The organism is Streptomyces yangpuensis, from assembly GCF_001005295.1.
GTDB classification, from domain to species: Bacteria; Actinomycetota; Actinomycetes; order Streptomycetales; family Streptomycetaceae; genus Streptomyces; species Streptomyces yangpuensis.
Map to the genome: position 1 here is coordinate 506,507 of NZ_LBMK01000001.1, position 12,374 is coordinate 518,880.

Sequence of the window (12,374 nt, forward strand, 5' to 3'; positions counted from 1 at the left end):
GGGCGGGCGCACCCTGGGGGCGCCGACGGGCCGGTGCTTATCATCCGATGTGACTCGTACTAGTGCGCCAACCCGCCCCCGACGCCGGTTATTCGCCGACCTGACCCCGCTGCGCACGTCCCCGGACTACCGGAGACTGTGGCTGGGCGGGACGATCTCCTGGGTCGGCCAGGCGATGACCGCCCTCGCGATCTCGCTCCAGGTCTACGACATCACCCGCTCCAGCTTCGCCGTCGGTCTGGTGGGGCTCTTCTCCCTCGTCCCCCTGATCGTCTTCGGCCTCTACGGCGGGGCCATCGCCGACACCGTGGACCGGCGCAAGCTCGGCCTCTACAGCTCCCTCGGCGCCGCGGGGCTGTCGGTGGCGCTCGCCGTGGCCGCACTGCTGGGCCGGCACCACGTCTGGTTCCTGTACGCCGTCGTCGCGCTCCAGGCCGTCTGCGGGGCGCTCACCGGTCCGGCGCGGTCCGCCATGATCCCGAGGCTGCTGCCGGCGGAACAGCTGCCCGCGGCCAACGCCCTGAACTCCGTGACCATGACCTTCGGGACGATGGTCGGCCCCGCCCTGGGCGGCCTGATCGTCGCCCTCGGGGGATACGAGTGGGCGTACCTGATCGACGCCGTCACCTTCACCGCCGCGCTCTACGCGATGTGGCGGCTGCCGTCGATGAAGCCGGACCGGGCGGAGGGCGCGCGGGGGCGGGCCTCCGTCGTCGACGGACTGCGCTTCCTCGGCACCCGGCCCAACATCCGGATGACGTTCTTCACCGACATGGCCGCCATGGTGCTGGCCCAGCCGAAGGCGTTGTTCCCCGCCGTCGCCGTGCTCTGGTACGGGGACGACGCGAAGACGGTCGGCCTCATGATGGCCGCGATCGCCGCCGGGGCGCTGCTCGGCGGGCTGTTCTCCGGCTGGCAGGCACGGATCCGGCGGCACGGGCTGGCGATCCTGCTCGCCGTCGCGGGATGGGGGCTGGCCATCGCGGTGTTCGGCCTCACGCGGCACCTGTGGCTCGGGCTGTTCTTCCTGGCGCTGGCCGGGTACGCGGACACCGTCTCGATGGTGTTCCGCACCACCATGCTGCAGGCCGCCACCCCCGACGACATGCGGGGGCGGCTCCAGGGGGTCTTCATCGTGGTCGTCGCGGGCGGGCCCCGGCTCGGCGACTTCTTCGCCGGGACCGTCGGCGACCTGACCTCCCCGGCCGTCGCGATCACGGGCGGCGGGCTGGCCTGCGTGCTGGTGGTGGGCCTGCTCGCCCTGCGCTGGCGCAACTTCGCCCGCTACGACGCGCACTCCCCGCAGGCCTAGCCGCTGGGCCCGCTGGGCCCGCTGGGCCCGCGGCGACCGCCGGGCCCGACGGTCCGGGGCGCCGGCTGCCGTGCCGGGCCCGGGCGTGGCCGCGGCTGCCGGCCCGCGCGGATCCCGGTCCGGGCGCCACCTACGCGTCGACCGGGTCGCGGGTGCGTTCGCCGCCCGCGGTGCCGGTGTTGACGGTGCCGGACGGTTCGAAGAGCAGGATGTGGGCCTCCTCGTCCGCCGACGGGCAGTGCTCCGCCCCGCGCGGGACCACGTACATCTCGCCGGGTCCCAGGACCACGTCCCCGTCGCGCAGACGGATCGTCAGGGTGCCGGCGACCACGAGGAAGAGCTCGTCGGTGTCCTCGTGGGTGTGCCACACGAACTCGCCCCGGACCTTGGCGACCTTGACCTCGTAGTCGTTGACGCGGGCGATGCGGCGCGGTGCCCACTGCTCGGTGAAGCCGGCCAGCTTCCCGGCGATGTCGATCTTCTGTGTCGTCATACGGACAGCCTGGCGGCCGGAGCGCGGGGGGTCTTGTACGTTCCTGACATGGCCGCGATACGTCCGCGCAGCACGGTCAGCGCCTGGCAGCCGCCGGTGAGGGGCATCGCCGAGGTCTTCCACGCCCGCTTCACCGAGCACGCGTACCCGGCCCACGTGCACGACACCTGGGCGCTGATGATCGTGGACGGCGGGCGGGTGGACTTCGCCCTCGACCGGGAACGGCACGGCGCCGGAGTGTCGGACGCGGTGGTCCTGCTGCCGCCCGGGGTGGTCCACGACGGGCGGACCGTGACCGAGGCGGGCTTCCGCAAGCGCGTCCTGTACCTCGACACCTCGGTGCTGCCGGAACGGCTGACCGGAGCCGCCGTGGACGCGCCGCTGCTGGCCGATCCCGCGCTGCGCGAGCGCGTGCACGGGCTGCACCTGGCGCTGGGGGAGCAGGACCCCCTGGAGGCCCAGTCGCGGCTGGCCTTCGTGCAGGATCGGCTCCACGGGTGGCTGGCGGGCCGCGGGGGGCCGCCGGTGGCGACCGGGGCGGCGCCGGATGCGCGGCTGGCCGTACGGCTGCGTGAGCTGCTGGACGCGCGAGTGGTCGCCGGGATCACCCTGGAGGAGGCCTCGGCCCGGCTCGGCCACGTCCACCCCACCCATCTGATCCGCAGTTTCCGGACGGCCTTCGGGCTGCCGCCGCACGCGTACCTGACGGGGCGGAGGGTGGCGGTCGCGCGGGGGCTGCTGCTGGCGGGGGCGAGGCCGGCCGAGGCGGCCACGGAGGCCGGCTTCTACGACCAGGCCCATCTCGCGCGGCACTTCGCACGGCACGTCGGGACCACCCCGGCCCGCTTCGCCCGATCCGGCCCGGTGTGAGTGAGCCGAGTCCGCCTCGGGCGGCAGGGCGGTCCGCTTCAGGCGGGTGCCGGGCCGACGATTCCGCGGGCCACGCCCAGGGAGACCAGGTCCTGCGGGCGGATGCGGAGCTGGTCGGCCGTGGCCGCGGCGGCCGACGGGGGGCGCTTGAGGATGGCCGCGGCCAGTTCCGGGGCGATGACCGAGAAGTAGCTGTCCGGGGTCACCCAGGTGTTCCCCGGGGCGGCCAGCGCGAGGGCGCCGCCCGAACCGCCCTCGCCGATCAGGAGGGTGGTGACGGGGACGGTGGCCGCCGCCAGCGCCGCGAAGGCGTCGGCGATGGCCGGGCCGGCGCCCGCGTGCTCGGCGGCGGCGTCGTTGGCCGCGCCCGGGGTGTCCACCAGGGTGAGGACGGGGACGCCGAGCCGGTCCGCGAGGCGGACCACGCGGGCGGCCGTGCGGTAACCCGCCGGGCGGGTGGCCGTCCCGCACTGGGCTGCGTAGGCCACGGCCCGGCCCTCCCGCAGCCCGAACCCGCACAGCATCCCCGCGTCCGTGCCGCCTGCCCGGTCCCCGGACAGGTGCAGGCGCAGCTCGAAGTACGCGTCCAGGTACGCCTCGGCACGCGGCCGACCGGGGTCGCGGGCCTGCCGTACCGCGTCCCAGCCGGTGGCGGGCGGGCGTACGTCGGCCAGCGCGGCCGGGGGTTCGACCGGCTCGCCGGAGCGGGGCGCGGCGAGGACCCGGAGCCAGCGCGCGAGGGTGCCTGGCAGGTGGGCGGCCGGGACCACGGCGTCGACGTGCCCGGCGGCGTGCTGGCCCTCGGCGCTGTACGCCGCCGGGTCCGCGTCCGCCGGCCGCACCCGGGACCCGGCGAAGCCGACCTGGGCGCCGGGCAGCGCGAGGACCACGTCGGCGCCGGCCCCGAGGGTGGCCCAGCCGCCACCGGTGGTCGGATCGCGCAGGACGGCGAGCTGGGGGAGCCCGGCGGCCCGGGTCAGGACACTCTGGCGGGCCACACGCTGCAGTTGCGTCAGCGCGAGCATGCCCTCCTGCATCCGGGACCCGCCCGTGGCGATGAGCGAGACCAGGGGCAGGCGGTGCTCGCGGGCGTGCGTGTACGCGGTTTCGAGCCGGTCGCCGGTGCGCTGCCCCAGGGAACCGCCCAGGAAGCCGAACTCGAAGGAGATCAGGACGGCTTCGCGGCCGCCGATGAGGGCGGTGCCGGTGACGGCGGACTCCTGCTCGCCGGTGCGCTCGGCGGCGCGGGCGCGGGAGGCGTCGTACCCGGACCAGGCCAGCGGACCGTCGGCGGGGCACTCCCGGTGGGGTGCGGGCAGTTCGGCGAAGGAGCCGGGGTCGGTCACGGAGGCGATGGCCGCGCGGGCCGAGAGGCGGGTCGTCGTCACGGGTGCACCCCAGGTCGGATCGGTCGAAGTCGTCTCCGGGCGACAGTACTTCGGCCGGGCGGCGAGGGTCAGCCCACGAACTGGACGGGGTGCAACGCCCCGACGGCCGTCGCCAGGCTCGGGCAGGCGGTGTCGGAGCCGGGCGCCCGGGCTTCCGCCGATCAGGCCGCCGGCCCCGTACGACAGCCCGCAGAGCCGGTGCGTAGGTGGCGGCGCCGACGGCCGAGTGACGAAGGCCGCGGCCGGGGCGGCGGGCGGGACGGCGGCGACCGGCGCCCCGCGGCGCCGGCAGGCGGTCACGGCAGGGGGAGGGCGATCTTGACCGCGTAGGCGGCGACCAGGCCGTAGCCCAGGCGGAAGGTCCAGACGCGGGCGGTGGCGGAGATGCGGGCGCCCGCGAGGGAGCCGAGCGCCACGAGGGCCTGCTGCCAGAGGAGGGAGGCGGCGCCGACGCCGACGAGGAACGCGGCCCCCGACGGGCCGGAGCCGAGGGTGGCGCCCTGGGCGGTGGTGAGGGCGGCGAAGTAGAGGGCGGTGGTGGGGTTGATCGCGGTCAGGGCGACATAGCGGGCGAACGCCTTGGCCGGCCGCAGGCCGGTGGCCGTTCGCGTGGTGCCCCCGGTGCCGGCGTCCTGCCCGGGATCAGGCACCGCCGGGACCGGCGGGACCGGCGGAACCGCCGGCTTCGGGCGGGCTCCGGAGAGGCCGTGGGCCGCGATGGCCAGCAGGATCACGGCCGAGGTCAGCCGGACCCAGGCCTCGACGGGCGCGACGTGGGAGGCCATCCAGGGGCCCAGGGCGGTGGCGAGGGCGGCGTAGCCGAGGTCGACCGCCGCGATGCCCGTGGCCGCGGCCACCGCAGTCCGCCGGTGCCGCATCGCCTCCTGGAGCAGCAGCACGCTCATCGCACCCATCGGCATCGCCACGCCCAGACCGGCGGCGGCGCCCGCCAGGGCCGGTGTCATCAGTTCGCTCATACGGGCGAGGGTCGGGCTCCGGGCCCGCGCTATGGACGCGAATATCGGGTGCGGCTGCGAGAATCGCGGCATGGACCGCCTCGACAGGGAAATCCTCGGCATCCTGCAGCAGGATGCGCGGATCTCGTACCGCGATCTCGGCGTCCGCGTCGGCCTCAGCGCCAACGCCACCGCGGACCGGGTGCGGCGGATGCGCCGGGACGGGGTGATCCGCGGGTTCACCGTCGTGGTGGACCCGGCCGCCGACACAGCCGGCGGTCTCGTTGTCTTCATCGACGTCACCCTCCGCCAGGACACCACCAACGAGGAGTTCGAGCGTCGGGTCGCGGGGCTGCCCGGGATCACCGAGGTGGTCCATGTGACCGGCGCGCACGACTACCTCGTACGCGCCCGGGCCGCCGATCCCGCAGCCCTCGACGGCCTGCTGCGCCGCCTGAAGCGGGAGGCCGGGGTGGCCCAGTCCAACACCCGGATCGCCCTGCGCGCGGCCGACCGCCCCGGCCGGCCCTGACACTCATGAGCCCGCTCTGACACACCCCCGGACGGCCGCACCCCCGGCCGGCCGTGCCGGCGCCGTCAGAGTGCCGACTCCCACGCCACCGTCGTGCCCCGCGCCCCCGCTTCCGTGCGCCCGTCGTCCGTCACGGTCAGGCGGACCCGGCCCGGGGACGACGCGTCCACCACCACCTCGATCGAGGTGACCGGGTTGCGCCGGTGCGCGGTGGCGAGGGCGCCGCGCAGGGCCGTGAGCAGGTCGCCCGCCACGGCCGGCGGGAGCAGGGCGTCCACCGCGCCCGCGAAGTGCACCGACGGCTGGAAGCCGAGCAGGACCGCCGCGCCGTCCGTCTCGCGCAAGACCCGCCCCCGGAAGGTGGTCGGGGCGTCGGTCGGCGGCTGCTGGAGGGCGAAGACGGCCGTGCGGACCTCCTGGATGGTGGAGTCCAGCTCGTCGACGGCGCGGGTGAGTTCGTCGCCGACGGTGTCCCCGGAGGGGGCGTTCTCGGCGCGCCGCCGCGTGCTCTCCAGCATCATCTCGGTGGCGAGGAGCCGCCGGACCACCAGGTCGTGCAGGTCCCGCGCGATCCGGTCGCGGTCCTCGCACACCGCGAGCTGCTCCCGGTCGTGCTGGGCGTCGGCCAGGACGAGGGCCAGCGCGGCCTGCGAGGCGAACTGCGAGGCGAGCAGCCGGTCCACCGCGTCGTACGCCGGGCCGCCCCGGGCGCGCGGCAGGGCCAGGGTGCCGATCAGCCGGCCGCCGCTCTGGAGCGGAAGCATCATGCAGAGGCCCGCCGGGTCCTCGTCGGACCGGTCGGCGGGCCTCTGCTGACCTGCGTCCGTCATCCGGCCAGCGGGTTGAGGACCATGGGTGCGATCTTCCCTTCGAGCATCGCGCCGAGCCCCAGTACGGCGCACACGTCCGGCCGTTCGGCGATGGCGACGGGCATTCCGGTGGCGTCCCGCAGCATCTGGTCCAGACCCGGCAGCAGGGCACTGCCGCCCACCATCATGATTCCGCGGTCCGTCAGGTCGGCCACCAGGTCGGGCGGGCAGTCGCGCAGCACCTTGCCGATCCCGTCGAGGACGGCGGTCAGCGGGGTGTGGATGGCGTCGCGCACGGCCGCGGTGTCCACGTGGACCGAACGCGCCAGACCGGTGGCCACGTCACGGCCGTGGATGAGGGTGGACGCCGGGCCCTCGGAGGTGAGGCCGTTGCCGTGCAGGGCCAGTTGGAGCGGCCGGACGGCCTGGCTGGGCAGCATCAGCTCGTGAGCGTGGCGCAGGTGCTGGACGACGGCGTGGTCGATGGCCTCGCCGCCGACGGGGATCCGCTGGGCGGTGACGATCGAGCCGAGGGAGAGGACGGCGACCTGGGTGGCCGCGGCCCCGCACACCATGATCATCGTCGCGGTCGGCTGCTCCACGGGCAGTCCGCAGCCGACGGCCGCCGCGATCAGGGTGTCGACCAGTTCGACGCGCCGCGCCCCGAGGCCGACCAGGGTCTCCACGGCGGCCCGCTGGGCGAGCGGGTCCGCGTCGTGCGGGGTGCAGGCCGCCGCCCGCAGCCGGGGCTTGCGCCGCAGGGCGCGCCGCAGCTTCTCGCCGAGGAGGTGGCGCAGCATCCGCTGGGCCATCTCGATGTCGACGACGGTGCCGCCGGAGACGGGGCGCACGACCCTGATGTAGTCGGGCGTGCGGCCGGTCATCCGCTCGGCGAAGGTGCCGACGGCGATGAGTGCGCCGGTGCGCGTGTTGACCGCGGCGACGCTGGGTTCGTCGACCACGAGGCCGGCGCCCTTGACGTACACGCGGGTCCTGGCCGCCCCCAGGTCGACGGCGACGTGGCAGCGGCGCAACTGCTCAAGACTGACGGTCACGGCAGTACCTCCCGAGAGCGCTGACGCAAGAGGACCGGCGGAGTGCCGGTCGCTTGTCCTATCATCTCGGGCATTTCGGGCTATCCGCCCGTTGTAATGCTCCGGTCGTGGGTGTGTCGCGGCCGTGCCGCGCCTGCAGGGGGGTGGATTTCTGTACCGACAGGCGCCACCATGCCCGCACCGCACGCGCTACTTGCGCGTAACAAGGTAAGGGGGCCCCGATGCTGACGGTACGACAGGGACTGGTCGCGCTCCTGGCGCTCTGCCTGGCGCTCACGGCGTCCGCCGCGGCCCATGCCTCCGGCCGGGTCGCGGCCCCCGCCGCTGACCGGGCATCACCGCGCAGCCCGGTGGTCTTCGTGCACGGCTACAACGCCGACCCCGGCGTCTGGGGAGCCCTCCGCGCCGACCTGCGCGCCGACGGGTACACCGACGCGGAGCTGTTCTCCTTCGGCTACGACACCCACCAGTCCGTCAACGAGGTCCTCGCCGGGCGGCTCGGCGCCTACGTCGAGCAGGTCCGCCGGGAGACCGGCGCCGCCACGGTCGACCTCGTGGCGCACTCCTTCGGCTCGCTGGTGAGCCGCTGGTACGTCAAGTTCGGCGGCGGCACCGCCACCGTGGACCACTGGGTGTCGCTGGCCGGCCCCAACCGCGGCACCTCCACCGCGTGGGCCTGCGCTCTGTGGGACCAGGCGTGCCGGGACATGACCCCCGGGTCGTACGTGGTGAAGAACCTGGGCAGCGGGGACGCCACGCCGGGCGCGGTGAAGTACGCGACCTTCTGGTCGAACTGCGACGAGGTGATCAACCCCGACGACAGCGTCCCGCTCACGGGCGCCAGCAACACGCCGGTCGGCTGCCTGGCACACAACGACCTGCTCGGCGACGACGGGACCTCGGCCGGAGTGCGCGCCTTCCTCGCGTCGTAGCGTGCGTCCCGCGCCGGGTGGTCGGCGGACCGGCCGGCGCTGACGCGCTGCTTAGGGGGTACGGGCGACAGTGGGGGAGGCCGCCGCGCCCTGAGGGGGAAGTACCGATGCCGGACCGGGTCCGCGCCCGCACCACCGACGAACGGCCCGCGCCGCCGCGGCGTCCCGTCACCCGTCTGCGCCTCACCTGCCTGTACGGCGGGGTGTTCATGGCGGCCGGGACGGCGTTCCTGGCCGTGACCCTCCTGCTGGCCGAACAGGCCGTGAGCAAGGGGAACGGCCCCCTTCTCGAAGTGGGCCCGCAAGGCCCGGTCGTCCTGGCGGCCGCCCGCTGCCCGGCGCCGGCGAACGAGGGGCCGCCCTCCTGCGAGTCCTCCGGGCGGGACCGCGCCCACGACCCGCTGTTCCTGTCGGCCCTGCCGGTCCTGGCCGTGCTCGGCCCCTTGTCGGCCGGCGCGGGGTACCTGACGGCCGGGTACGCGCTGTCGCCGCTCCGGCGGATGACCCGCACCGCCCGCGCGGCCTACCGTTAGGCCCTGTCGCGGGCCCTGTCGTCCGCCAGGGGCGTCTCGCCGTCATGCCGGGCTCGTGGGCCCGGCCGGCACGCCCTGGAAGCCCACCCGCTGGAGCAGGCCGTAGGTGAACTCCGCCACGCAGGGCCGCCCCCGCGCGGTGAAGGCGAGGCGCCAGCGGGTCGGCGCGGTGCCCTCCATCGGCCGGACCGGCGCGAAAGCCCGCGCCACCTCGTCCACCGTTGCCGACCAGGGCAGCAGGTCGTCCGGCGACTCCAGTACGGGCCCCCGCGCGCCCGGGGCCCGTACGAGCCACTCGTTCCACACCGCTCCGTCCGGCGCGGCCAGCACCTCGAAGCGCAGGTCCGGCCAGAGCGGCAGCGGCCACAGCAGGGCCTCGCACTCCAGGTCGCCGATCGCTCGGTGCCCGGTGGACTCGGGCGGTCCGAGCACCGAGCGGTACCGGGCCAGCGCCCCGCGCGAACGCGGCGAGCGGAGCATCGCCTGCCAGCGCCTGTTCGCCTCCCGCTGGTCCGCGAGGGAGGCGCCCAGCCGCCGGCGGGCCTCGTCGGCGAGATCCGGCTGGAAGTCCGCCATCCGCCGCAGCAGCACCAACTGGAACGCGGCCGGCCCGAAAGAAGTCATGGAGGGAACGATTCCACACAGGATCCTTACGTTCTCGGGATCCGGATGTTGTCCCCCAGCGCGTAACCTGCGGGCGCCATGAACTATTGCCACGCCTGCCGGAGGCACCTCAACGGCGCACTGGCGTGCGCCGGATGCGGAACGCCCGCCGAGTACCTGATACCCGCCTCCCCCACCGCCGGGCCGCCGGCGCCGCCCGCGGCCCGGGGGCCCGCCGCCGATCCGCCGGCCGCCCTGGCGGACGTGTTCGCCGACTCCCTCGTGGTGCTCTCCGCCCCGGACGGAGGCAGGTCCGGCGCCCGCCGCCGGGCCGCGAACCGGCGCCGCCGCCGCACCGTGGTGTCACTCTCGCTCGGGGTGCTGCTCGCCGCCGCGGGCTCCGTGCTGGTGGCGGGCATGGCCGCCGACGGGGAGCGCACCGACCGGGCCTCCGACGTCGTCCTGACGGACGACGCACCCCGGGAGCCCGCTCCGCTGCCGGACGCGCCGACGGCCGGCGCGCCCACCGGTCCGGGGAAGGCCACCGTGAAGGCCCCGGTCGCGGCCACGAAGAAGGCCGGCTCCCCGGCGCCCTCCGCGAGCGTCGCGCAGCCCGGTCCGGCCGGCGCCGCGTCCGCCGCCGCCCCCACCTCGTCGGCGCGGGCCTCCCGCACCCCCGCTCCGGGGCCGTCCGTACAGGGCGGCGGTTCGGGTTCGCCGTCGCCCGGCGGCAGCCCCACCCCGACCTCGACCCGCACGCCGACACCCGAGCCGACCCAGGACTGCTGGATCTTCTGCGGCTGGTTCTGAGCGGCCCGCGGGGTCGCCAGGGGGTGTCCGGTGGATCAGCCCAGCATCCGCTTGAGCAGGTCCCGCAGTACGGCCCGCTCCGCCGGGGACAGCCCGGCCAGCGGCTCGCGCGCGAAGTCCAGCGACTCGCGCAGCCGCTCCGCCGTACGCAGCCCCTCCTCGGTGGGGGCGGCCAGCTTGACCCGCCGGTCGGCGGGGTCCGGACGGCGCTCCACCAGACCGCGGCCCTCCAGCCGGTCGATGATGCCCGTCACGTTCGAGGGCTCGCACCGGAGCTTCTGCGCGATGCGGCGCATGGGCGTCGGCTCCAGGGAGAGCAGGTTCAGCACCTTGGCCTGGGCGCCGGTCAGCTGATGGCTGGCGGCCGCGTGCTCGTACTCCATGTGGTACCGGCTCACGACGTCACCGATGAGTTCGACGACCTCGACGGTCACTGGGTCTGCGCGATGACTGGGCATGGATCCAGCGTACCCATTTACTTGACAACATGAAATATCCAGGCGCATGGTTGTTTCACCTAGTGAACCAATTTCGTTCTGACCAGGAGCGCCGCAATGTCTGAGATCCCCGCCGTGAGCCGCGAGTGGCACCTCGTCCGTCGCCCGCAGGGCTGGCCCGTCGCCGAGGACTTCGCCCTGCGCGAGGTGCCCGTGAACGCCGAGCCCGCCGCCGGCCGGATCCTCGTGCGCAACCTGCACATGTCCGTGGACCCGTACATGCGCGGCCGGATGAACGATGTGAAGTCCTACATCCCGCCCTTCCAGCTCGACCGGCCGATGGAGGGCGGCGCGGTCGGTGAGGTCGTCGCCTCCGGCGCCGAGGGCTTCGCCGTCGGCGACCACGTCCTGCACGGCCTGGGCTGGCGCGAGTACGCGGAGCTCGACGCGAAGCACGCCACCAAGGTCGACGCCTCCCTCGCCCCGCTCTCCACCTACCTCGGTGTCCTCGGCATGCCGGGCCTGACCGCCTACGCGGGCCTCTTCGAGGTCGCTTCCTTCAAGGAGGGCGACTCCGTCTTCGTCTCCGGCGCCGCCGGCGCGGTCGGCGGCCTCGTCGGCCAGTTCGCGAAGATCAAGGGCGCGTCCCGGGTCGTCGGCTCCGCCGGCTCGGACGAGAAGGTGACGCTCCTCACGGAGAAGTACGGCTTCGACGCCGCCTTCAACTACAAGAACGGCCCCGTCGCCGAGCAGCTGCCCGCCGCCGCCCCCGAGGGCATCGACGTCTACTTCGACAACGTCGGCGGCGACCACCTGGAGGCGGCCATCTCCTCCATGAACGTGAACGGCCGCGCCACCCTCTGCGGAGCGATCGCCCACTACAACGACACCGAGGCCGCCCCCGGCCCGCGCAACCTGATGCAGGTCATCGGCAAGCGGCTGCGCCTGCAGGGCATCCTCGTCAACGACCACGCCGGACTCCAGCAGCAGTTCGTCCAGGACGTCGCCGGATGGCTGCGCTCCGGTGAGCTGCGCTACGACGAGACGGTCGTCGAGGGCGTCGAGAACGCCACCTCCGCCTTCCTCGGCATGCTCCGCGGAGAGAACACCGGAAAGATGATCGTTTCCTTCACCGGTTAGGCTCACCCCACAACCGTCGTGACCGTGGGCGCGAGTCGCGGCGATTACCAGGAGGAACATTCTTCATGTCCATCCAGCAGTCCGACGTCGCGTACACCGCCGTGGCCACCGCCGAGAACGGCCGCGACGGCCGCGTGGCCACCAGCGACGGCCGGCTCGACGTCGTCGTGAACCCGCCCAAGGAGCTCGGTGGCTCCGGCGCCGGCACCAACCCGGAGCAGCTCTTCGCCGCCGGCTACAGCGCCTGCTTCCAGGGCGCCCTGGGCGTCGTCGCCAAGAACGTGAACGCCGACATCTCCGGCTCCACGGTCACCGCCGAGGTCGGCATCGGCAAGAACGACGACGGTTTCGGCCTGATCGTCAAGATCTCCGCCGTGATCCCGAACGTGGACGCCGCCACCGCCAAGGAGCTCATCGAGAAGGCCCACGAGGTCTGCCCGTACTCCAAGGCCACCCGCGGCAACATCACCGTCGAGCTCGCCGTCTGATCCGGCAGCCGCACAG

The 12,374-nt window shown here is 74.5% G+C and carries 14 protein-coding genes and 1 pseudogene; 8 read left to right on the plus strand and 7 right to left on the minus strand.

Features of this window, described 5'->3' with window-relative positions; all coding sequences use genetic code 11:
- Nucleotides 1-49: 49 nt before the first annotated feature.
- Nucleotides 50-1,312, plus strand: a complete 1,263-nt coding sequence (locus tag AAT21_RS02205) for an MFS transporter (RefSeq protein ID WP_046774993.1) — start codon at nt 50-52, stop codon at nt 1,310-1,312.
- Between the two features lie 130 nt (nt 1,313-1,442).
- Here the strand turns inward: AAT21_RS02205 and AAT21_RS02210 are convergent, their stop codons facing one another.
- Complete coding sequence (locus AAT21_RS02210; protein WP_046774994.1) at nt 1,443-1,805, minus strand: cupin domain-containing protein; 363 nt, start codon at nt 1,803-1,805, stop codon at nt 1,443-1,445.
- Nucleotides 1,806-1,853: 48 nt separating this feature from the next.
- Between AAT21_RS02210 and AAT21_RS02215 the strand changes: the two genes are divergently transcribed.
- Nucleotides 1,854-2,675, plus strand: a complete 822-nt coding sequence (locus AAT21_RS02215; protein WP_046774995.1) for a helix-turn-helix domain-containing protein — start codon at nt 1,854-1,856, stop codon at nt 2,673-2,675.
- Nucleotides 2,676-2,713: 38 nt separating this feature from the next.
- Here the strand turns inward: AAT21_RS02215 and AAT21_RS02220 are convergent, their stop codons facing one another.
- Both AAT21_RS02220 and AAT21_RS02225 read right to left on the minus strand, forming a co-directional pair.
- Nucleotides 2,714-4,063 (minus strand): carboxyl transferase domain-containing protein, encoded by a 1,350-nt coding sequence (locus tag AAT21_RS02220; protein ID WP_107081177.1) that lies wholly within the window; start codon nt 4,061-4,063, stop codon nt 2,714-2,716.
- Nucleotides 4,064-4,359: 296 nt separating this feature from the next.
- A complete protein-coding gene (locus tag AAT21_RS02225; RefSeq protein ID WP_052757617.1) occupies nt 4,360-5,040 on the minus strand; it encodes a hypothetical protein in 681 nt (226 codons plus the stop codon).
- Nucleotides 5,041-5,110: 70 nt separating this feature from the next.
- Between AAT21_RS02225 and AAT21_RS02230 the strand changes: the two genes are divergently transcribed.
- Nucleotides 5,111-5,551 (plus strand): Lrp/AsnC family transcriptional regulator, encoded by a 441-nt coding sequence (locus tag AAT21_RS02230; protein WP_046774996.1) that lies wholly within the window; start codon nt 5,111-5,113, stop codon nt 5,549-5,551.
- Between the two features lie 65 nt (nt 5,552-5,616).
- Here AAT21_RS02230 and AAT21_RS02235 read toward each other — a convergent pair.
- Both AAT21_RS02235 and AAT21_RS02240 read right to left on the minus strand, forming a co-directional pair.
- Nucleotides 5,617-6,327 (minus strand): annotated as a pseudogene (locus AAT21_RS02235) (sensor histidine kinase); the annotation flags it as partial.
- Between the two features lie 50 nt (nt 6,328-6,377).
- Nucleotides 6,378-7,415: a rod shape-determining protein gene (locus tag AAT21_RS02240; RefSeq protein WP_030957548.1), complete on the minus strand. Its 1,038-nt coding sequence runs from the start codon at nt 7,413-7,415 to the stop codon at nt 6,378-6,380.
- Between the two features lie 221 nt (nt 7,416-7,636).
- On the opposite strand from AAT21_RS02240, the gene AAT21_RS02245 reads away from it, so the two are divergent.
- Both AAT21_RS02245 and AAT21_RS02250 read left to right on the plus strand, forming a co-directional pair.
- Nucleotides 7,637-8,347, plus strand: coding sequence for an esterase/lipase family protein (locus AAT21_RS02245; protein WP_046774997.1), 711 nt, complete (start codon nt 7,637-7,639; stop codon nt 8,345-8,347).
- A gap of 107 nt (nt 8,348-8,454) precedes the next feature.
- The gene (locus AAT21_RS02250) at nt 8,455-8,880 is read left to right on the plus strand and encodes a hypothetical protein (protein ID WP_052757618.1); all 426 of its coding nucleotides are present in this window, start codon (nt 8,455-8,457) and stop codon (nt 8,878-8,880) included.
- Between the two features lie 42 nt (nt 8,881-8,922).
- Here AAT21_RS02250 and AAT21_RS02255 read toward each other — a convergent pair whose 3' ends face one another.
- The gene (locus AAT21_RS02255; protein WP_046774998.1) at nt 8,923-9,504 is read right to left on the minus strand and encodes a hypothetical protein; all 582 of its coding nucleotides are present in this window, start codon (nt 9,502-9,504) and stop codon (nt 8,923-8,925) included.
- Between the two features lie 78 nt (nt 9,505-9,582).
- Here AAT21_RS02255 and AAT21_RS02260 point away from each other — a divergent pair, with 78 nt between their 5' ends.
- Nucleotides 9,583-10,293 carry an SCO2400 family protein gene (locus AAT21_RS02260; RefSeq protein WP_046774999.1) on the plus strand — a complete coding sequence of 237 codons (711 nt, stop codon included), beginning with the start codon at nt 9,583-9,585 and terminating at the stop codon, nt 10,291-10,293.
- 35 nt (nt 10,294-10,328) lie between these two features.
- Here the strand turns inward: AAT21_RS02260 and AAT21_RS02265 are convergent, their stop codons facing one another.
- Nucleotides 10,329-10,751, minus strand: a complete 423-nt coding sequence (locus AAT21_RS02265; RefSeq protein WP_046775000.1) for a MarR family winged helix-turn-helix transcriptional regulator — start codon at nt 10,749-10,751, stop codon at nt 10,329-10,331.
- Between the two features lie 96 nt (nt 10,752-10,847).
- On the opposite strand from AAT21_RS02265, the gene AAT21_RS02270 reads away from it, so the two are divergent.
- Nucleotides 10,848-11,870 (plus strand): NADP-dependent oxidoreductase, encoded by a 1,023-nt coding sequence (locus tag AAT21_RS02270; protein WP_046775001.1) that lies wholly within the window; start codon nt 10,848-10,850, stop codon nt 11,868-11,870.
- Nucleotides 11,871-11,935: 65 nt separating this feature from the next.
- Complete coding sequence (locus AAT21_RS02275) at nt 11,936-12,358, plus strand: organic hydroperoxide resistance protein (protein ID WP_046775002.1); 423 nt, start codon at nt 11,936-11,938, stop codon at nt 12,356-12,358.
- Nucleotides 12,359-12,374: the final 16 nt, after the last annotated feature.

What these genes read in the sequence shown, in the direction of transcription:
- AAT21_RS02255 (WP_046774998.1), bottom strand. Translation starts at nt 9,504, where the DNA reads ATGACTTCTTTCGGGCCGGCCGCGTTCCAGTTGGTGCTGCTGCGGCGG.
- AAT21_RS02225 (WP_052757617.1), bottom strand. Translation starts at nt 5,040, where the DNA reads ATGAGCGAACTGATGACACCGGCCCTGGCGGGCGCCGCCGCCGGTCTG.
- AAT21_RS02245 (WP_046774997.1), top strand. Translation starts at nt 7,637, where the DNA reads ATGCTGACGGTACGACAGGGACTGGTCGCGCTCCTGGCGCTCTGCCTG.
- AAT21_RS02275 (WP_046775002.1), top strand. Translation starts at nt 11,936, where the DNA reads ATGTCCATCCAGCAGTCCGACGTCGCGTACACCGCCGTGGCCACCGCC.
- AAT21_RS02260 (WP_046774999.1), top strand. Translation starts at nt 9,583, where the DNA reads ATGAACTATTGCCACGCCTGCCGGAGGCACCTCAACGGCGCACTGGCG.
- AAT21_RS02250 (WP_052757618.1), top strand. Translation starts at nt 8,455, where the DNA reads ATGCCGGACCGGGTCCGCGCCCGCACCACCGACGAACGGCCCGCGCCG.
- AAT21_RS02210 (WP_046774994.1), bottom strand. Translation starts at nt 1,805, where the DNA reads ATGACGACACAGAAGATCGACATCGCCGGGAAGCTGGCCGGCTTCACC.
- AAT21_RS02230 (WP_046774996.1), top strand. Translation starts at nt 5,111, where the DNA reads ATGGACCGCCTCGACAGGGAAATCCTCGGCATCCTGCAGCAGGATGCG.
- AAT21_RS02215 (WP_046774995.1), top strand. Translation starts at nt 1,854, where the DNA reads ATGGCCGCGATACGTCCGCGCAGCACGGTCAGCGCCTGGCAGCCGCCG.
- AAT21_RS02270 (WP_046775001.1), top strand. Translation starts at nt 10,848, where the DNA reads ATGTCTGAGATCCCCGCCGTGAGCCGCGAGTGGCACCTCGTCCGTCGC.
- AAT21_RS02265 (WP_046775000.1), bottom strand. Translation starts at nt 10,751, where the DNA reads ATGCCCAGTCATCGCGCAGACCCAGTGACCGTCGAGGTCGTCGAACTC.